The sequence below is a fragment of the Aeromonas simiae genome (genome assembly GCF_000820125.1).
Lineage (GTDB): Bacteria > Pseudomonadota > Gammaproteobacteria > Enterobacterales > Aeromonadaceae > Aeromonas > Aeromonas simiae.
On sequence record NZ_CDBY01000071.1, the window covers coordinates 1 to 18,125 of the forward strand.

The 18,125-nt window shown below is 62.1% G+C and carries 14 protein-coding genes; 9 read left to right on the forward strand and 5 right to left on the reverse strand.

Annotated features, from left to right (window positions below; genetic code table 11):
• A partial coding sequence (locus BN1134_RS20070) for a P-loop ATPase, Sll1717 family (RefSeq protein ID WP_198133198.1) occupies positions 1 to 1,181 on the forward strand: 1,181 nt, incomplete at its 5' end.
• 95 nt (positions 1,182 to 1,276) lie between these two features.
• Here the strand turns inward: BN1134_RS20070 and thrC are convergent.
• The 4 genes from thrC to BN1134_RS15140 all read right to left on the reverse strand — a co-directional run bounded on the left by thrC (position 1,277) and on the right by BN1134_RS15140 (position 6,905).
• Positions 1,277 to 2,551, reverse strand: coding sequence for a threonine synthase (gene thrC, locus BN1134_RS15125; protein WP_042048235.1), 1,275 nt, complete (start codon positions 2,549 to 2,551; stop codon positions 1,277 to 1,279).
• Complete coding sequence (gene thrB, locus BN1134_RS15130; RefSeq protein ID WP_042048236.1) at positions 2,548 to 3,528, reverse strand: homoserine kinase; 981 nt, start codon at positions 3,526 to 3,528, stop codon at positions 2,548 to 2,550. Before thrB ends, thrC begins: the two co-directional genes overlap by 4 nt.
• A gap of 2 nt (positions 3,529 to 3,530) precedes the next feature.
• Positions 3,531 to 5,990 carry a bifunctional aspartate kinase/homoserine dehydrogenase I gene (gene thrA / locus BN1134_RS15135; RefSeq protein WP_042048237.1) on the reverse strand — a complete coding sequence of 820 codons (2,460 nt, stop codon included), beginning with the start codon at positions 5,988 to 5,990 and terminating at the stop codon, positions 3,531 to 3,533.
• 225 nt (positions 5,991 to 6,215) lie between these two features.
• Entirely contained in the window at positions 6,216 to 6,905 is a 690-nt protein-coding gene (locus tag BN1134_RS15140) for a tRNA/rRNA methyltransferase (protein WP_042048238.1), read from the reverse strand.
• Positions 6,906 to 7,023: 118 nt separating this feature from the next.
• Here BN1134_RS15140 and aceK point away from each other — a divergent pair, with 118 nt between their 5' ends.
• Together aceK and BN1134_RS15150 are read left to right on the forward strand one after the other, a co-directional pair.
• Positions 7,024 to 8,751, forward strand: coding sequence for a bifunctional isocitrate dehydrogenase kinase/phosphatase (gene aceK / locus BN1134_RS15145; protein ID WP_042048240.1), 1,728 nt, complete (start codon positions 7,024 to 7,026; stop codon positions 8,749 to 8,751).
• Positions 8,752 to 8,811: 60 nt separating this feature from the next.
• Positions 8,812 to 11,673, forward strand: coding sequence for an HD domain-containing phosphohydrolase (locus BN1134_RS15150; RefSeq protein WP_084214830.1), 2,862 nt, complete (start codon positions 8,812 to 8,814; stop codon positions 11,671 to 11,673).
• A gap of 105 nt (positions 11,674 to 11,778) precedes the next feature.
• Here the strand turns inward: BN1134_RS15150 and BN1134_RS15155 are convergent, their stop codons facing one another.
• Positions 11,779 to 12,180 (reverse strand): META domain-containing protein, encoded by a 402-nt coding sequence (locus BN1134_RS15155; protein WP_042048242.1) that lies wholly within the window; start codon positions 12,178 to 12,180, stop codon positions 11,779 to 11,781.
• Positions 12,181 to 12,438: 258 nt separating this feature from the next.
• On the opposite strand from BN1134_RS15155, the gene aroQ reads away from it, so the two are divergent.
• The 6 genes from aroQ to BN1134_RS15185 all read left to right on the forward strand — a co-directional run bounded on the left by aroQ (position 12,439) and on the right by BN1134_RS15185 (position 17,981).
• Entirely contained in the window at positions 12,439 to 12,888 is a 450-nt protein-coding gene (gene aroQ, locus BN1134_RS15160; RefSeq protein WP_042048299.1) for a type II 3-dehydroquinate dehydratase, read from the forward strand.
• Positions 12,889 to 12,924: 36 nt separating this feature from the next.
• Positions 12,925 to 13,383 carry an acetyl-CoA carboxylase biotin carboxyl carrier protein gene (accB, locus tag BN1134_RS15165; RefSeq protein ID WP_042048243.1) on the forward strand — a complete coding sequence of 153 codons (459 nt, stop codon included), beginning with the start codon at positions 12,925 to 12,927 and terminating at the stop codon, positions 13,381 to 13,383.
• A gap of 10 nt (positions 13,384 to 13,393) precedes the next feature.
• A complete protein-coding gene (gene accC / locus BN1134_RS15170; RefSeq protein WP_042048244.1) occupies positions 13,394 to 14,734 on the forward strand; it encodes an acetyl-CoA carboxylase biotin carboxylase subunit in 1,341 nt (446 codons plus the stop codon).
• 84 nt (positions 14,735 to 14,818) lie between these two features.
• The gene (locus tag BN1134_RS15175) at positions 14,819 to 15,067 is read left to right on the forward strand and encodes a DUF997 family protein (RefSeq protein WP_042048300.1); all 249 of its coding nucleotides are present in this window, start codon (positions 14,819 to 14,821) and stop codon (positions 15,065 to 15,067) included.
• Positions 15,057 to 16,514 (forward strand): sodium/pantothenate symporter, encoded by a 1,458-nt coding sequence (gene panF / locus BN1134_RS15180; RefSeq protein WP_042048245.1) that lies wholly within the window; start codon positions 15,057 to 15,059, stop codon positions 16,512 to 16,514. The genes BN1134_RS15175 and panF overlap by 11 nt, the downstream gene beginning before the upstream one ends.
• A gap of 78 nt (positions 16,515 to 16,592) precedes the next feature.
• The gene (locus tag BN1134_RS15185) at positions 16,593 to 17,981 is read left to right on the forward strand and encodes a PTS transporter subunit EIIC (protein WP_042048246.1); all 1,389 of its coding nucleotides are present in this window, start codon (positions 16,593 to 16,595) and stop codon (positions 17,979 to 17,981) included.
• Positions 17,982 to 18,125 lie beyond the last annotated feature (144 nt).

The following is an 18,125-nucleotide window of genomic DNA, read 5'->3' on the forward strand; positions in this document are numbered from 1 at the left end:
GGGTCATGGGTAATCAGGTTAGGATATGCGCTCTTATCAATAGAGAGATAGCGAAGAGAATAAATTTTGCAATAACCGATGACCAAATAACATTGGTAGAGTCAGCAGAAATAGATGGATTTAAAGAGCGTAATTTAGTTAGTTGTTTGACCAATCGCTTCGAAGGTTTCTTAGATAAAATAGGGTCTAAAAGGGAAATAATAAAAAATCACATAGAAATTTTAAAGCGAAATAATAATATTTCTGTTTTTTTATTAATTGACGATCTAGATGCAACATTTCAAAATACAGATGCAGAATGTTTATCCCTAAGCACATTTTTCTCTGCTTGCAGATATCTAACACAAGACGTTGAAGGCGTTTGTTTTAGAGTATCAATGCGCAGTGATGTCTGGCCGACGATACGCAGATATGATGAGTCTCTTGATAAACTAGAGCAGTATGTCACCGAGTTAGAATGGTCTGCTGATGAGTTTCAAACATTACTGTATAAACGGATTATTGCTCAATCGAAAGAAAATGGTTTTAACATCCCACCTAGATATGAAAATGAAATCCAGAATGACTATGAAAATAGAGTGCTTAGTATATTGTTTGTTGATAAAATTCAATGGGGGCATAAAAACGTTCATTCCTATAAAGTAATACATACCCTGTCTTATCAAAGGCCACGCTGGGCTGTTCAACTATGTAAACTTGCACAAAATAGTGCTTTAAATAGACGTAGAAACATTATTTCAAAGGATGATATTGATATTATATGGGGAGACTATGGCTCAAAGAGAATAGCCGATTTAATCGCAGAGCATAAGCATCAATGCAAGCAAATCCAGGAGTTAATCAGTGCTTTCCGTGGAGCAGAAAGACTCCTATCCAGAGATGAACTATTACTTTTCATAAAAAATAAGATTCTAAACCATATAACACCTTATATTGACTCAAAAAAAGTTAGCACTCAACTCGAAGTAGCTAACTTCTTATATAGAATAGGATTTCTTGTTGCTCGTTCTGATGAGCCTAGTGGGGATTATGAGCATTACACTGTAAGAGTAATGCCTGATTTGCTTAACTCTAGAACAAACAATGACTTCAACATGAAGTGGGAAATACATCCGTGCTATAGAGAAGCACTCAACATTAAAAAGATTAATGCAGCACAAAGGGCAAAAAGAGGCCTTTAAACCACATTAAAAATAGTGAAAGCAAAACTATGATATTTATAGAGATCACTTCTCACAAAAATCCCCCATTTCGGGGGATTTTTTTTGGCTTTGCCTTAATCCATCAGGAAAGCCCGCAACCGGGCAAACTCTGCCGGCAGGGTGTGGGAGAGCAGCGGCAGCTCGGCGTGCTTGGCCAGCGGCCCCGGCAGCGGTACGTCGAGGCCGAGGATCTCGTCCACGCTCTCTTTGAACTTGGCCGGGTGGGCGGTGCACAGGAACACCCCCACTTCGTCGGCGGCCAGCTCGCTTTGCAGCGCATCCCAGGCGATCGCCCCGTGCGGCTCGCACAGATACCCCTCGGCGTAGAGGCGCTTGAGGGCATCGACCGTCTGCTCGTCGCTGCGCATGGCCGAGCCCAGGGTCTCCAGTGCCCAGCCCATGCGGCGGCACAGCTCTTCCACCCGCGGCCAGTTGTTGGGGCGGCTCACGTCCATGGCATTCGACAACGTCGCCACCGTCTGGTGCGGCTCCCACACCCCGGTCTTGAGGTAACGGGGCACGGTGTCGTTGGCGTTGGTGGCGGCGATAAAGCGCTTCACCGGCAGCCCCAGCGCCTTGGCAATCAGGCCGGCGGTGAGGTTGCCGAAGTTGCCGGACGGCACGCTCACCACGGCGTTGGCGCGCTCGGCCTTGGGCAGCTGGGCGATGGCCTCGAAGTAGTAGCAGACCTGGGCCAGCAGGCGGCTGATGTTGATGGAGTTGGCCGAGTTGAGGCCGATGGTGGTTTTCAGCTCTTCGTCGTCAAAGGCCTGCTTGACCAGGGCCTGACAGGCGTCGAAGTCCCCTTCGATGGCGATGGTGCGGATGTTGCCGCCGAGGGTGCAGAAGAGTTTTTCCTGCAAGGGGCTGATCTTGCCCTTGGGATAGAGGATCACAACCTCGATGCCTTCCAGCCCATAGAAGGCGTGGGCCACGGCGGCACCGGTGTCGCCCGAGGTGGCGGTGAGGATGGTGATCTTGTCGTTGGTTCTGAAGGCGGCCAGACATTGGGCCATGAAGCGGCCACCGAAGTCCTTGAACGCCAGGGTCGGGCCGTGGAACAGCTCGAGGGCGTGGATGCGCTCACTCACCTTGGCCAGCGGCGCCGGGAAGGTGAAGGCGGCCTCAATCATGGTGCGCAGGGTGGCTTCGCTCACCTCGCCCCCCAGCAGGTGGCCGAGCAGGCGGATGGAGCGCTCGCGCAGCGGCAGCTCGAGCAGGGCGTCGACATCCGGCAGCGGGTCGATCGTCTCGGGGAAGAACAGCCCTTGATCGCGTCCCAGCCCTTGGCGCACCGCCTGGGCAAAACTCACCTGTTCACTCTTGTCCTTGATATTGTAAAGATTCATAGCTCGCTTCCTGTGATCCGGGCCCCTTGCAGGTCGAGTTTGCAGACCCGGGCAAAACCATCTTCATTCTTGACGAAATTCGCTTCCAGCCACGCCTTGAGGCGTTCGGCCTGGGTGGCATCTTTGAGCACCGAAAATACGGTGGGGCCGGAGCCGGAGATGCCGGTCGCCAGCGCCCCGTTCTGGGCGGCGTGCTCACGCACCTCGTGAAACCCCTCGATGAGGGCGGCGCGATACGGCTCGGCAATCACGTCCTTGAGCACGCTGGCGGCCAAGGGCTCCTGGCCGGTGTAGCTGGCATGCACGAAGGCGGCCAGCCGGCGGCCATAAGTGAGGCACTCCTGGCGGCGATACTGGGCCGGCAAGATGGCGCGCGCCGCTGCGGTCGACACCACGGTGCCGGGGTAGCAGACCACCCAGTACCACTGCTCGAAGGTCGGGATCCCCTGACTGATGATGCCCGCCTCTTCCACGATAAGTTGCAGGCCACCGAGATAGCAGGGGGCCACGTTGTCGTAGTGCACTCCACCTGAGATGCGCCCCTCCATCTCCCCCATCAGCAGCAGCAAGTCGTGCTCATCGAGCGGGGCGCCGTGAAAGGCGTTGAGCCCCTCGAGCGCGGCCACTACGCTACAGGCGCTTGAGCCAAGCCCAGAGCCCACCGGCAGGTTCTTCTCCAGCACCATGCGCAGGGGCTTGAGGGTCAGGCCGCGCTTTTCCAGCGCCTCACCATAAGCCACCCAGCAGTCATAGAGAATGTTCTTTTTCGGATCATCCGGCAGTTTGTGGGCATAACGGCCCACGGCGGCGAGGGCAAACGGCTGCTCGGCGGCCTCCACCAGCACTCGATCGCCGAGCAGCGAGCCGTCGATGGGGGCGAGCGCCGCCCCCAACACGTCAAAACCGACGCTCAAATTGGCACTGGATGCCGGGGCATAGGCCACCACGCTGCCACCCTGGCACATGTCAGCACTCATGCTCATACCTCCTGTTGCCAGTTTTGGGTGCGCAGGATGTCGGCAAACACCCCGGCGGCGGTCACCTCGGTGCCGGCGCCATAGCCGCGCAGCACCAGGGGGATCGGCTGGTAGTAGCTGGAGAAGAAGGCGAGCGCGTTCTCCCCATCCTTGACCTTGAACAGCGGCTCATCCGGCCCGACCGCCTTGATGGCGACCTTGCACTTGCCACCCTCGATGGAGCCCACGTAGCGCAGCACCTTGCCCTCTTTTTGCGCCAGCGCGAACTGATCGCGGAACCAGGCGTCGGCCTCGGGCAGGCGGGCCATGAAGGCCTCGACGTCACCGCTGGCGTCAAAGCCGGGCGGCAGGGCCTGCTCGACCTCCACATCGGAGAGCTCCAGCGGCATGCCGGCCTCACGGGCCAGGATCAGCAGCTTGCGCGCCACGTCCATGCCGCTTAAGTCATCGCGCGGGTCCGGCTCGGTGAAGCCGTTGCCGCGGGCCACCTTGGTCGCCTCGCTAAAGGCCATCCCCTCGTCGAGCTTGCCGAAGATAAACGAGAGCGAGCCCGACAGGATGCCGTCGAAGGCGCGCAGGCGATCGCCGGCCTTGATGAGGTTTTGCAGGTTCTCGATGACCGGCAGGCCCGCGCCCACGTTGGTCTCGTAGAGGAACTTGCGGCGGGTCTGCAAGGCGGTGCGGCGCAGGGCGCGGTAGTAGCCCATCGAGCTGGTGTTGGCCTTCTTGTTCGGGGTCACCACGTGGAAACCGGCGGCCAGGAAGTCGGCGTATTGGGCCGCGATATCCTCACTGGAGGTGCAGTCGACGATCACCGGGTTGATGATGTGGCTCTCGGCCACCAGCCGCTTGACCGACTCCAGGGTGAAGCTCTCGCGCCCCTCGGCCAGCAGCGCCTTCCAGTTGTCGAGTTTCAGGCCGTCGGGGCAGCTCACCATCTGGCGGCTGTTGGCCAGCGCCACCACGCGCAGGCCGATGCCCTGCTCGGCCAGCACCGGCTGCTGACGGCGGATCTGCTCGACCAGCGCCTCGCCGACGCCGCCCACACCGACCATGAACAGATCGATGAACTGCTGGCTGCCGAAGAAGTTCTGGTGGCACGCCTTGATAGCCTCGGCCACCTTGCCGGCACGCACCACCGCCGAGATGGAGCGCTCGCTCGAGCCCTGGGCGATGGCGACGATGTTGATGGAGGCCTGAGCCAGGGAGGTGAAGAAGCGGGCCGCCATCCCCTTCGCCGTGCGCATGCCGTCACCGATCAGCGAGATGATGGCCAGATCGCTCACCACCTCGAGCGGGTCGAGCAGCTGGTTTTTGAACTCCAGCGCGAACTCGCGCTCGATCACCTTGCGGGTCTTCTGCTCGTCGTAGCTGTGGATACAGAAGCTGACGCTGTATTCGCTCGATGACTGGGTGATGAGCACAATGCTCACCCCGGCGCGCGAGACGGCGGTGAAGATACGCCCGGCCATCCCCACCATGCCCTTCATGCCGGGGCCGGAGACGTTGAACATGCACATGCCAGCCAGATCCGAGATGGCCTTGACCTTGAGATCGTCATCGCCGCTCTCGGGGCCGATCAGGGTGCCGGGGCCCTGCGGGTTGAAGGTGTTCTTGATGAGGCAGGGGATCTGGAACTGGGCCACCGGGGCGACGGTTTTCGGGTGCAGCACCTTGGCGCCGAAATAGGAGAGCTCCATCGCCTCCTTGTAGGAGAGGGTTTTGAGCAGATAGGCATCCGGCACCAGGCGCGGATCGCAGCTGTAGCAGCCATCCACGTCGGTCCAGATCTCGCAGCACTCGGCATCGACGCAGGCGGCCAGCACGGCGGCGGAGTAGTCAGAGCCGTTGCGCCCCAGCAGCACGGTTTCGCCCTTCTCGTTGCCACCGGTGAAGCCCGGCATCAGGTAGAAGCGCTGGTTATCGAGAGGGGCGGCGGCAAAGCGCTCGCGTGAGGCCTCGATATTGACGTGAGCCTCGAGGAAATTGCCGTCGGTCACCAGCATCTGCTCGGGGCAGATAAAGCCGGTTTCGATGCCGCGCGCCTGCAACAGGGCGGTCATGAAGGCGATGGAGAGGTTCTCGCCACGGCTTAAGATACGCGCCTGCACGTTATCGGGGCACTGACCGAGCTGGCTGATGCCGCCGGCCAGACGCTCGACGGTGCCGAGCTCCTCGTCCAGGCGCGCCTTGAGGGCGACCTCATCGAGGGCGGGGCAGGCCTCTTTCAAACCGCTCAACACCCGCTCGAAGATGGCGCGGATATCGGCGAGGGTCTGATGGCCATCCATGCCACGGCTGGTTTGCTCGACCAGCGCAACCAGATGATTAGTGACCTTGGCCGGGGCCGACAGCACCAGGGCAACCTGGGACTGTCGGTGGGTGTTCATGACGATCTCGGCGGCCCGCAGAAAACGCTCCGGATCCGCCAGACTGGATCCACCAAACTTCATCACACGCATCTGTTTCTCTCCCTGTAAATTGCTTAACAAAAAGGCCCGTACTGGGTGGTACGGGCCTTTTCGTGATTTGTGAACCTGTTTCGTTCGCGTATCAGCCGACCCCAGCGCCACCTGTGGTGGTACCGGTAGTAATGGTGGTAATGATACGCGGGAACGGGGACATGGACGAAATCTCTAAATTTGAACTGTATTTAGCAATACCTCGCCGTACCTGATACTGTCAACTCAATCTTTCGCCCCAAGCCGGCGCAGCAAGTCTTTGTACAGCAAATGCAGCATGTTCAGATCGCGCTGCGGCAGCATAGGCACCCGATCCATCACCCATTGATGCAGTTTTTCATCCTGCGAAACGCCAAGTTCACCGAGCAATTGCGCCGATTTGTCTTTTAGCACCCTGACCTGGGCCTCGCTCACCGCCATTTCTGCTGGCGCGGCCGGGGCATCGAGCAACGGACTCAGCTCCCAGGCGTACAGCATGATCGCCTGACCGAGGTTGAGCGAAGGGTAACTGACCCGCAGCGGCAGGTAGCTGATGAGGTCACAATGACCCAACTGCTCGTTGGAGAGCCCCGACTCCTCGCAGCCAAACACGATGGCCACCTTTTGCAGGTGCTTCGCGGCAATCTGCTCGCGCGCCTCGGCCGGGGTCAGGTAGTGCTGGTAGCGGCCGCGCTGACGCGCCGTGGTGGCGACGGCCAAGTCCACGTCGGCCAGCGCCGCCTCCAGGGTATCGAACGATTCGGCCGACGCCAGCAGCTCCTGGGCGCCGTGGGCGACCCAGCCGGCCTGCTCCTGCTGATGGGCCTGGCTTGCCACGATGCGCATGGCGTCGAACCCCATGGTCTTGATGGCGCGGGCGGCAGCGCCGACATTCTCGGGGCGGGCCGGCGACACCAGCACGAAATAGAGCTTCATGGACGATTCCTCTCGGGCAAACAGGGGGCGAAATCTACCGTTTTCGGGCCGAAAATGCCACTTGAACAGCCGTTTGAAGCTTGCCATAGTGGCCCGACATTCACAGGGAAGGTGAACCATGAAGACATCGCTGGAGCAGGCGCTGGCTCAGACCATATTGCAGCGCTTCGAGGCCTTCTACAGCCGGTTTCTCGAGATAACCCGCGGCGCCAAGAGCCGCTTTGAGCACAGCGACTGGCTCGGCGTGCAGATAGCCGGGCGCGAGCGTATCCGCCTCTACGATCACCACGTCGGCGCCACGGCCGCACGCGTGCGCACCATGATGGGCGAGCACCACGTCAGCCAGGAGCTGCTCAAACGGGTCAAGAGCGCCTTTAGCGATCTGCTGCCGCGCTGCGAGAATTTCGAGGTGGCCGAGTCCTTCTTCAACTCGGTCTACCGGCGCATCTTCCGCCACCGCAATATCCGCAGCGAAAACCTCTACATCCACCGTTTTCTCTCCCGCGGTGAGCAGCCGGATCTCACCCCCCTCATCCGCCACTACTCGGCCGATGCCGCCACCCTGCCCCATGCCCTCGAGCGGCTCCTCGCCGACTACGCCTTCACCCTCCCCTATGAGGATGCCCGGCGTGACATCGCCGACATCTGCCGCCACCTGGCCGAGAGCGGCCCGCCCGAGCTGCGCCAGGGTTCCTTCGTCCTGGAGATGCTCAAAGAGGTGTTCTATCGCAACAAGGCAGCCTATTTGGTGGGGCTGATCCGCTGCGGGGATAAGGTGTTCCCCTTCCTGCTGCCGCTACTCAACAGCGGCGAGGCGATCGTGGTCGACACGGTGATCTTCGAGCACGATCTCGCCTCGATTATCTTCGGCTTCGCCCGCGCCTACTTCATGGTCTATGCCCCGGCACCGGCGCTCTATGTGGCCTTCTTGCGCCAGATCCTCCCCAACAAGGCCGACTACGAGCTCTACAACGCCATCGGCTGCCAGAAGCACGGCAAGACCGAGCTCTATCGCCACTACCTGCACCATCTGGCCCAGAGCCGCGATCAGTTCGTCATCGCCCCCGGCATCAAGGGGATGGTGATGAGCGTGTTCACCCTCCCCTCCTACGACGTGGTGTTCAAGGTGATCAAAGACGAGTTCACCCCCCCTAAGGAGGTGAGCCACGAGCAGGTAAAGGAGAAGTACCGGCTGGTCAAACAGCACGATCGGGTCGGCCGCATGGCCGACACCCAGGAGTTCACCAATTTCGAGTTCCCCCTCGAGCGCATCAGCCAGGCGCTGCTGGAAGAGCTCCAGCGCGTCGCCCCCTCGGCGCTCACCCTCAGCGCCGACAAGCTGGTCATCAAGCACCTCTACACCGAGCGCAAGATGATCCCGCTCAACCTCTATCTGGAGCAGGCCGACGAGCAGCAGACCCGCCATGCGCTGGAGGAGTACGGCAACGCCATCAAGCAGCTGGCCGCCGCCAACATCTTCCCCGGCGACATGCTGTTTAAAAACTTCGGCGTGACCCGCCACGGCCGGGTGGTCTTCTACGACTACGACGAGATCTGCTACATGACCGAGTGCAACTTCCGCCAGATCCCGCCGCCGCGCTACCCGGAAGATGAGTGGAGCGCCGAGCCCTGGTACTCGGTCGCCCCGAACGACATCTTCCCCGAGGAGTTCGCCACCTTCCTGCTGCAAAAGCCCCTGGTGCGCGAGATCATGCTGTCGCAGCACCACGAGATGTTCGAGGCAAGCTTCTGGCAGGCGCAGCAGGCACGCATCCAAGACGGCCACATCGAGGATGTCTTCCCCTACCGGCGCAAGAAGCGATTCAAGTATCAGAGGATGGGTTAAGGCCCTGTTACACTCCCACCGGGAGCAACGCGGCTCCTGCCACTCTGCCGGGGGAGCCTCATGAACACGCAGCCAACGCGCGCGCGCCAGCCACGGCGCCTCTCGTTTCCTCTTTTCATCGCACTCGCCATGAGTCTGGTGGTGCTGGTGGTGGCACTGGTGCTGGCCGGCCAGACCTACCGCGAGGCGATGGCCCAGAGCCTGGCGGAGCAAGAGCGCCAGCTCGACAACCTGACCCGGATGCTGCGCCTGCGGGTCACCGCCAACCGAAACCTGGTGACCGCCCAACTGCGACTGATGGCGCAGTCAAAGTTGCAGGAGGCCGCCAGCTGGCCCGAGCGTGAGCGTTTCTTTCCGCAACTGATGGAGCTGCTCCCGCGCAGCGGGGCCAACAGCAGCGTCTTCGCCCGCTTTGACAATGGCGACCAGCTGATGCTGACCCGCCAACCCGGTGGCGACGCGCGCTGGCAGGTGCGCCAGTTTGATGCCGCCAGCCAGCAAGAGCAGCTCATATTGCTGGATGAAGATGGCGCCCCTCGGCAACGCAGTCGCCGCGACGTGGCGCTGCCGGCTCACCTGGGTCAGGCCCAATTCGAGCAGGCCCTGGCCAGTGACCGCACCGTGCAGTTACCCCTCATGTCCCTCTGGCCAGGAGAGCCCCCGGTGATCGCGACCTTGCAGGCCGCCAGTAATCACCGCAGCGTGTTCGGGGTCGCCGCCGCCCTCACCGATATCCGGGAGGCCATTGCGCAGCAGATAGGCGCGCTTGAGGGCTATCTGCTGGTCATCGACCGCCACAGCCGCCGCCTGATCCACGCCGATCCTGCGCTGCTCGGCGCCAACCAAGAGTCTGCCCCCCTGCTGACGGATCTGCCCCACCCGCTGCTGCGGGCGCTCGCCCAGACCCTCTCACCCGCCCCTGAGCGCCACGATCCCCATGGCGTTACGCTGACCCTGCCAAAGGGCGAGCAGTGGCAGATCCGCCACCTCGACGAGGGCACGCGGCCCGATGTCGAGCTGCTCTACGCCGTGCCGGCCGACCTGCTACACCAACGCGCAGTGGCCAAGGCGCGCCAGTTCACCTTGTCACTGCTGCTCTGCTTTGCGCCGGCTATTCCTCTCATCGGGTGGATGACCCGGCGCATGAGCCGCCCCCTGCACCAACTGACCCAAGAGATAGGGCGCATCGGCGCCTTTCAGCTCGACGAGCGGCCACTGCCCGAGGCGCCGGTGAGCGAGTTCCATGCGCTGGTGCAAGCCATCAGGAGGATGCGCGACGCCCTACGCAATTTCGTCAACATAGGTGAGAGCCTGGTGGCAAAGCAGGATCTGCTGCCCCTGCTGCAAGGGATGCTGGAAGAGACGAACCTGGCCCTGCAGGCCGAAGGGGGGGCGATATTACTCAGGGAGGGGGACGCCTTTACCCTGGCCGCCGCCTGCTGGCATGGCCGCGAGCTGCCGGCCATGGCGACGCCGCTCTCATTGGAGCACCACGCGCTGTTTGCCCGGCCGCTGCAAGGTCACCCGCACTGGAGTGATCTCGACGATGCCCTGTGGCGCCCCCTCGCTTTTTTCGGGCAGCGCCCGTCCGGTGCCGGGGTGGCCATCGAGCCGCTTAAGGATCACGGGGGGCGGCTGGAGGGATTCATGCTGTTCGTGCTGCCCGCCATGGCGCCGACGCGCCGTGACGGCCATCTGGCGCTGCTGCGCGCCTGCTCCGGCAGCGCCGCCTCGGCGGTACTGACCCAGCGCCTGCTGCACGAGCAGAAGGCGCTGCTCGATGCCATGGTCAGGCTGCTGGCCGACACCATCGATGCCAAGAGCCCCCACACCGGTGGCCACTGCCGCCGGGTGCCTGAGCTGGCCCTGCAACTGGCCCGCGCCGCCAGCGCCAGCCAGGAGGGGGAGCTGGCCGGCTTTACGCCCGGCCCGGATCAGTGGGAGGCCATTGAGCTCGCCAGCTGGCTGCATGACTGCGGCAAGATAACGACCCCTGAGTTTGTGGTGGACAAGGCGACCAAGCTCGAGACCCCCTACAACCGCATCCACGAGATCCGCACCCGCTTCGAGGTGCTAAAACGGGACGCGCTGATCGCCGCGCTCGATGCGCGCCTCCCCTCAGATGAGCAAGCCGCCGCCCGCACGGCGATCGCCCCCCAGTGGCGCGAGCTGGATGAGGAGTTTGCCTTCGTGGCGCGCTGCAACCAGGGCAACGAATTCATGCGCGATGAGGATCAGGCGAGGGTGCGAGCCATCGGTAAACGCACCTGGCTGCGCACCCTCAGCCTGCGCCTTGGCCTCTCTCACGAGGAGCTGGCCCGCCTGCCCGCAGGGGCGGAGCAGCTGCCCGCCTGCGAGCCACTGCTCAGCGATCGCCCCGAGCAGCGCATTCCCCATGCGGCGCCTCCCCCCACGGATCCGCGCTTTACCCTGCAATCGCCCGAGTGTCTGTACGATCAGGGGGAGCTGCACAACCTGACGGTGAGCCGTGGCACCCTGACCCACGAGGAGCGCTACAAGATCAACGAGCACATCATCCAGACCATCCGCATGCTGGAGGCACTCCCCTTCCCCCGCCATCTGGCCGAGGTGCCGCTGATGGCGGGGGGCCATCATGAGCGGGCCGACGGCCAAGGCTACCCTGCGGGGCTGACGGGTGAGCAGACCCACCTGTGCGCCCGCATCATCGCCATCGCCGATGTGTTCGAGGCGCTCACTGCCAGTGATCGCCCCTACAAGAGCCCCAAGCGGCTCGGCGAGGCGCTCGCCATCATGCGCAAGATGACCGATGGCGGCCATTTCGACCCGGCCCTGTTTGCCCTGTTCGTCAGCAGCGGCATATGGCGCGACTATGGCCAGCAGCACCTCGCTTCCGACCAGTGCGACGAGGTGGACGAAGTGGCCTTGTTAGCCGGATTGTGACGGTGTAGCGACAAAAATGGTCGGGAAGCGCAGCCAATTGGCGCATAAAAAAGCAGGGCCGCCCCGAAAGGCGGCCCTGCTGCACGACTGACGAACCCGGTGAAATCAGTTGGCCGGGCCCTTGTCGTCCAGGGTCATCAGCACGCTGCCGGCCCCATCCTTGAGCTGCAACTGCTGGCCGCTGATGGCGTAGCCGCGCACCTGATCGAGCTGGCGGAAGAACTCGCTCTCACGCTCGGCCAGATCCCCTTCCATGCACATCATGCGGGTGGCACCGATCGCTCCCAGGGTCAGCTCCTGCGCGTCCAGGCTCTTGATGGCACCGAAGTAGCGGTTGCAGCCGCCCTTGCCGGAGACCCGATCCCCATTGACCTGCAGGGTGAAGGTGTCACCCGCAGCGCCACTGAGTTGCCATTGCTGGGACTTGAACTGTTCCAGGCTGTTGTCTGCGTTCATTGCACATCCTCCCAGGGCCAGCGCGGCCAGCAGCATCAAACGGTTTTTCATCGCTTTCCTCACAGTGTGAACGGATTGATGGGGCCCATTTAGACCGCCAGTGGCACAGAAGTCAAACCGGCAGAAACGAGCAAAAAACAGCCAGATATAGAGATTAGACCAGTAAAGTGCTGTGATTTTTCACGAAATCAATATAATTGCGAAATCTGTGTGCCCGGGCACACTCGCTCGAACAAAAAATGACTAGATTGCATCTTCACCGCAATGAAGCACGAAGATAGCAGCAATATCGTCGAGGATGACCGCAATATGGCGCAACAACACCGAATCCTGGTGCTCAATGGCCCAAACCTAAACCTGCTGGGTCAGCGGGAGCCGGGTATCTATGGCAGCCAGACCCTGGCCGACATCGTCGCCCGTCTTGAGCAACAGGCGGATGAGTTGGGGGTTGCGCTGGATCATCTGCAATCCAATGTCGAAGGCGAGCTCATCAAGCGCATCCATCAGGCCATGGGTCAGGTGGATTTCATCATCATCAACCCGGCCGCCTTCACCCACACCAGCGTCGCCATCCGTGATGCGCTGCTGGGGGTCGCCATTCCCTTTATCGAGGTGCACCTGTCCAACGTTCATGCACGGGAGCCCTTTCGCCACCACTCCTATCTCAGTGATGTCGCCAAGGGCGTCATCTGCGGGCTGGGAGCCGATGGCTACCACTTTGCCTTAACCGCGGCCGTGCGTCATTTGCGCGCCGCATAATCTTCACGCACAGACAAAAGAAGAAAGAGAATGCTAATGGATATCCGCAAGATCAAGAAACTGATTGAACTGGTTGAAGAGTCCGGCATCGCTGAACTGGAGATCTCCGAAGGTGAGGAGTCCGTGCGCATCAGCCGCAACTTCGCCGGTCAGGTGAGCGCCGCGCCGCAGATGGTCATGCCGCAGATAGCCGCGCCGGTCGCCGCCGCACCGGCTGCCGCCAGCACCGCAGCCGCGCCGGCCGCTGACGCCGTACCGAGTGGCCACCTGGTTCGCTCCCCCATGGTCGGCACCTTCTACCGCTCCTCCAGCCCGGAATCCAAGTCGTTCGTGGAAGTGGGCCAGCAGGTCAACGTCGGTGACACCCTGTGCATCGTCGAAGCCATGAAGATGATGAACCAGATCGAATCCGACAAGTCCGGCGTGATCAAGGCCATCTTGATCGAAAACGGCCAAGCCGTGGAGTTTGACGAACCGCTGTTCATCATCGAGTAAGGGGCGTCACATGCTGGATAAAGTAGTCATCGCCAACCGGGGTGAAATCGCCCTGCGCATCCTGCGCGCCTGCAAGGAGCTCGGTATCAAGACCGTGGCCGTCCACTCCACGGCCGACCGCGAGCTCAAGCACGTGCTGCTGGCGGACGAGTCGATCTGTATCGGCAAGCCGGCCAGTACCGACTCCTACCTGAACATTCCGGCCATCATCGCCGCCGCCGAAGTGACCGGCGCCGTGGCCATCCACCCCGGTTATGGCTTCCTCTCCGAGAACGCCGACTTTGCCGAGATGGTGGAGCAATCGGGTTTCATCTTCATCGGCCCGCGCGCCGAGACCATCCGCCTGATGGGCGACAAGGTCTCTGCCATCGAAGCGATGAAGAAGGCGGGCGTGCCCTGCGTACCGGGCTCCGACGGCCCGGTCGACAACGACGCCAAGCGTAACGCCGCCATCGCCAAGCGCATCGGCTATCCGGTGATCATCAAGGCCGCCGGTGGCGGTGGTGGTCGCGGCATGCGCGTGGTGCGCAGTGAAGCTGAGCTGGCAGGCGCCATCGCCCTGACCAAATCCGAGGCAGGCCAGTTCTTCAAAAACGACATGGTCTACATGGAGAAGTACCTGGAGAACCCGCGCCACATCGAGATCCAGGTGCTGGCTGACGGCCAGGGCAACGCCCTCTATCTGGGTGAGCGCGACTGCTCCATGCAGCGTCGCCACCAGAAGGTGGTCGAAGAGGCACCGGCCCCCGGCATCACCGAAGAGATGCGCCGCAACATCGGCGAGCGCTGCGTGCGCGCCTGTATCGAGATCGGCTACCGCGGCGCCGGTACCTTCGAGTTCCTCTATGAGAACGGCGAGTTCTACTTCATCGAGATGAACACCCGGATCCAGGTCGAGCACCCGGTGACCGAGCAGATCACCGGTGTCGATCTCATCAAGGAGCAGCTGCGCATCGCCGCCGGCCAGCCCCTTTCGATCACTCAGCAGGACATCCGCATCCGTGGCCACGCCATCGAGTGCCGGATCAACGCCGAAGATCCGGCCACCTTCCTGCCCTCACCGGGCCTCATCCAGCGCTTCCACGCGCCGGGCGGCCTGGGCGTGCGCTGGGACTCCCACATCTATGCGGGATACAAGGTGCCCCCCTACTACGATTCGATGATCGGCAAGCTGATTTGCTTTGGCGAGAACCGTGACGTCGCCATCTCCCGCATGCGCCAGGCGCTCGACGAGCTGGTGGTCGAGGGGATCAAGACCAACGTGCCGCTGCAAAAAGAGATCATGAAGGACGAGAACTTCCAGCACGGTGGCACCAACATCCACTACCTGCACAAGAAGCTCGGACTCTAAGCGATCCTTGCACCAAAAAAAGGGCCATGGCGACATGGCCCTTTTTTGTTATCCTTCTTCGCCTCGTTTTTCATGGAGGCCAAGGTGAACCGCTTTACCCTTGCCCGCAGGGAGGCCGTGCTCTGTCTCGCCCTGGCCCTGCTCTACTTCATCGCCTGGTACGCCAGCGCCTACTTCATCCCGCCCGAGGCCGAATGGGAGGGTATCCCCCTGTGGTTTCTGCAAAGCTGCATGGTGATGCCGCTGCTGTTTATCGTTCTGTGCGCCGCCATGCTGCGCTTCCTGTTCGTGCCTGTGCCGCTCGATGAGCGGGAGCCCCCCCATGAATCCTGAGCTGCTCATTCCCCTCTTCATCTATCTGGTGCTGGTGCTGGCGGTCGGCTTTTGGGCCAGTCGCCACCGCAGCGGCGGCGACTTCATGAACGAGTACTTCATCGGTAACCGCAGCATGGGCGGACTGGTGCTGGCCATGACCCTGGTGGCCACCTACACCTCGGCCTCGTCGTTCATCGGCGGCCCCGGCGCCGCCTACAAGGTGGGGCTCGGCTGGGTGCTGCTGGCGATGATCCAGCTGCCCACTGTCTGGCTGACCCTGGGGGTGCTTGGCAAGAAGTTCGCCATCATCGCCCGCCGGGTCAACGCGGTGACCATCAACGACATGCTGTGGGCCCGCTATCGCTCGCGTGGCGTGGTGATCGTCGGCTCGCTCACCATAGTGCTCGCCTTCATCGCCACCATGGTGGTGCAGTTCATCGGCGGGGCGCGCCTGCTCGAGACCGCCACCGGCCTTTCTTACCAGCAGGGCCTGTTCCTGTTTGCCGGCTGCGTGCTGCTCTACACGGTGATCGGCGGCTTTCGCGCCGTGGTGATGACCGATGCCTTGCAGGGGGTGATCATGGTGATCGGCACCGCCGCCCTGCTCGGCGGCATTCTGGTGGCCGGCGACGGCCTGCCCCAGCTCATCCACGAGCTGCGCGAGATCGATCCCAAGCTGGTCACCCCGAGCGGCGCCGGCGACATGCTGAGTCAGCCCTTCATGTTGAGCTTCTGGGTGCTGGTCTGCCTCGGGGTCATCGGCCTGCCCCACTCGGCGGTGCGCTGCTTCGGTTATCGTGACAGCAGGGCGCTGCACCGTGCCATCCTCATCGGCACCGTGGTCAGCGCGTTTCTCATGTTTGGCATGCACCTGGCCGGCGCCTTGGGGCGCGCCATCCTGCCCGGCATGGACAGTCCGGACAAGATCATGCCGGCCCTGATGATGCAGGTGCTGCCCCCCTGGCTCGCCGGCGTCTTCCTCGCCGCCCCCATGGCCGCCATCATGTCGACCATCGACTCCCAGCTCATTCAGGCCTCGGCCACCCTGGTCAAGGATCTGTGGCTCAACTATGTGCGTCCGAGCGAAGAGAAGATGGTGGTGCAGGTGCCGCGCCTGTCGCTCCTGTGCACCCTGATCCTCGGGACTTTGGTGCTCATCGCCGCCCTCAAGCCCCCCGAGATGATCATCTGGCTCAACCTGCTCGCCTTCGGCGGGTTGCAGGCGGTGTTCCTCTGGCCGCTGGTGCTCGGCCTCTACTGGCCGCGGGCCAACGGCGCCGGGGCGTTGGTCAGCATGGTGGGCGGCGCGCTCTGCTATGGCCTGCTCAGCCAGTTCAAGCTGTCACTGTGGGGAACCCATGCCATCGTGCCCAGCCTGCTGCTGGGACTGGTCTGTTTCGTGCTGACCAGCCTGTTGACCCCGCCACCCAGTGCAGAGGTGGCACGGCTGTTTGAGCAGGATTGATCTCCGTTCAGGAAAGGTTATCCCCAAATGGGCACCTATACGGTAAACTGTGCGCCAAATCACAGTTTCGATGTACCTATGCCCACGCCTTCCCTCACCAAGAGCCTGCAGCGGCTCGGTTATGCCCTGCTGCTGCCGGTCTCGCTGCTGCCGCTGGCCGCCCTGCTGAGCCGTCTTGGCGATCTCTATCTGCCTGCGCTGACCCTGATCGGCCAGGCCCTGTTCGGTCAGATGCCGCTGGTCTATGCGGCCGCCATCGCCTTTGGCCTGAGCCGGCGTGGTCATGGCTCCCAGGCGCTGGCGGGCGCCGTCGGTTATCTGCTGCTCTCGAGTGCCATCGCCACCTTGCAGCCCACCCTGCACGCCGACATGCTCTGCGGCCTGCTGGCCGGTATCACCACCGCCTACTGCTGGCCGCGCATCGGGGCGCTGCCGCTACCACGCTGGCTGCAACACCAGCCGCGTGAGGCGATCGCCACCCTGATGACCCCACTGCTCTGCCTGTTGCTGGTGCTGCCGCTGGCCGGTATCTGGCCCCTCATCGAGCAGGGCTTCGACCTGCTGCTTGACGAAGTGCTGACCAACCCGCTCGGCGCCTTTGCCTATGGCATGCTCAATCGCCTGCTGATCCCGCTTGGCCTGCATCAGGTGCTGGGCAGCCTGATTGGCATCGGCAGCGGCGATCTCGAGGAGCTGAGCCACACCCTGCCGCTCTACTCCGGATTCGTGGCGGGCCTCTATCCGGTCATCATGTTCGGCCTGCCCGGGGCCGCCTTCGCCATCTGGCTGCACCGTCTGCGCCGGGGCGAGCCGCGTCAAGGTGGCGCGCTGCTCGCCCTCTCGCTCACCTCGGCGCTGCTCGGCATCACTGAGCCCATCGAGTTCCTGTTTGCCTTCACCGCACCGCGCCTGTTCCTGGCCCACGCGCTGCTGGCCGGGACCTCGTTTGCCCTGTGCAACCAGATAGGCATCAAGCTCGGTAGCTACTTCTCAGCCGGCCTGCTCGATCTGCTGCTGTGCGCCCCGAGCGGCCTGCACGCCTTCTGGATCATCCCCATCGGCATCCTGTTCTTCGTCGCCTACGCCCTGGTCTTCACCCTGCTGCTGGGAGACCATACCCAGCTCTGCCAACGCAGTGGACTCGGCCATGCCACGGCGGCGTGCAGCCCGGCGGCCGACCCCCAGATGCTGGCCATCCAGTACCTCAAGGCCCTCGGGGGACTCGACAACTTGCAGGCCATCAGCGTCTGCCTGACCCGCCTCAGCCTGCGTGTCACCAGCATGTCGCTGGTGGATCAGCTGCAACTGCCCAAGCTCGGCTGCCTCTCCTGGATGGTGCTAAGCGAGCAGCAGCTGGTGCTGGTACTCGGCCCCAACGCCGGCCCGGTGGAGGCGCAGATCCGCATGCTGGCCGAGCGCCAATCTGTGCCCCTCGGCCAACCGGCCGAATCGGGCCTTGGCAGTTAAACCGAAGAAGAGACAAGCTGGTGCAAACCGGTAAACGAGCACGGTCACTGCACGAGGGGAGCGCAGCGCTGATCGGGCAAGGTGCAGTGGTCACGCACCACAGGGGGGCAAACAGGCACCACTTTGCACCACTAAAGGAGTAGC

Excerpts from the sequence above, each read along its gene's own strand:
- thrC (WP_042048235.1), bottom strand. The coding sequence starts at position 2,551 with ATGAATCTTTACAATATCAAGGACAAGAGTGAACAGGTGAGTTTTGCC.
- thrB (WP_042048236.1), bottom strand. The coding sequence starts at position 3,528 with ATGAGTGCTGACATGTGCCAGGGTGGCAGCGTGGTGGCCTATGCCCCG.
- thrA (WP_042048237.1), bottom strand. The coding sequence starts at position 5,990 with ATGCGTGTGATGAAGTTTGGTGGATCCAGTCTGGCGGATCCGGAGCGT.
- BN1134_RS15140 (WP_042048238.1), bottom strand. The coding sequence starts at position 6,905 with ATGAAGCTCTATTTCGTGCTGGTGTCGCCGGCCCGCCCCGAGAATGTC.
- aceK (WP_042048240.1), top strand. The coding sequence starts at position 7,024 with ATGAAGACATCGCTGGAGCAGGCGCTGGCTCAGACCATATTGCAGCGC.
- BN1134_RS15150 (WP_084214830.1), top strand. The coding sequence starts at position 8,812 with ATGAACACGCAGCCAACGCGCGCGCGCCAGCCACGGCGCCTCTCGTTT.
- BN1134_RS15155 (WP_042048242.1), bottom strand. The coding sequence starts at position 12,180 with ATGAAAAACCGTTTGATGCTGCTGGCCGCGCTGGCCCTGGGAGGATGT.
- aroQ (WP_042048299.1), top strand. The coding sequence starts at position 12,439 with ATGGCGCAACAACACCGAATCCTGGTGCTCAATGGCCCAAACCTAAAC.
- accB (WP_042048243.1), top strand. The coding sequence starts at position 12,925 with ATGGATATCCGCAAGATCAAGAAACTGATTGAACTGGTTGAAGAGTCC.
- accC (WP_042048244.1), top strand. The coding sequence starts at position 13,394 with ATGCTGGATAAAGTAGTCATCGCCAACCGGGGTGAAATCGCCCTGCGC.
- panF (WP_042048245.1), top strand. The coding sequence starts at position 15,057 with ATGAATCCTGAGCTGCTCATTCCCCTCTTCATCTATCTGGTGCTGGTG.
- BN1134_RS15185 (WP_042048246.1), top strand. The coding sequence starts at position 16,593 with ATGCCCACGCCTTCCCTCACCAAGAGCCTGCAGCGGCTCGGTTATGCC.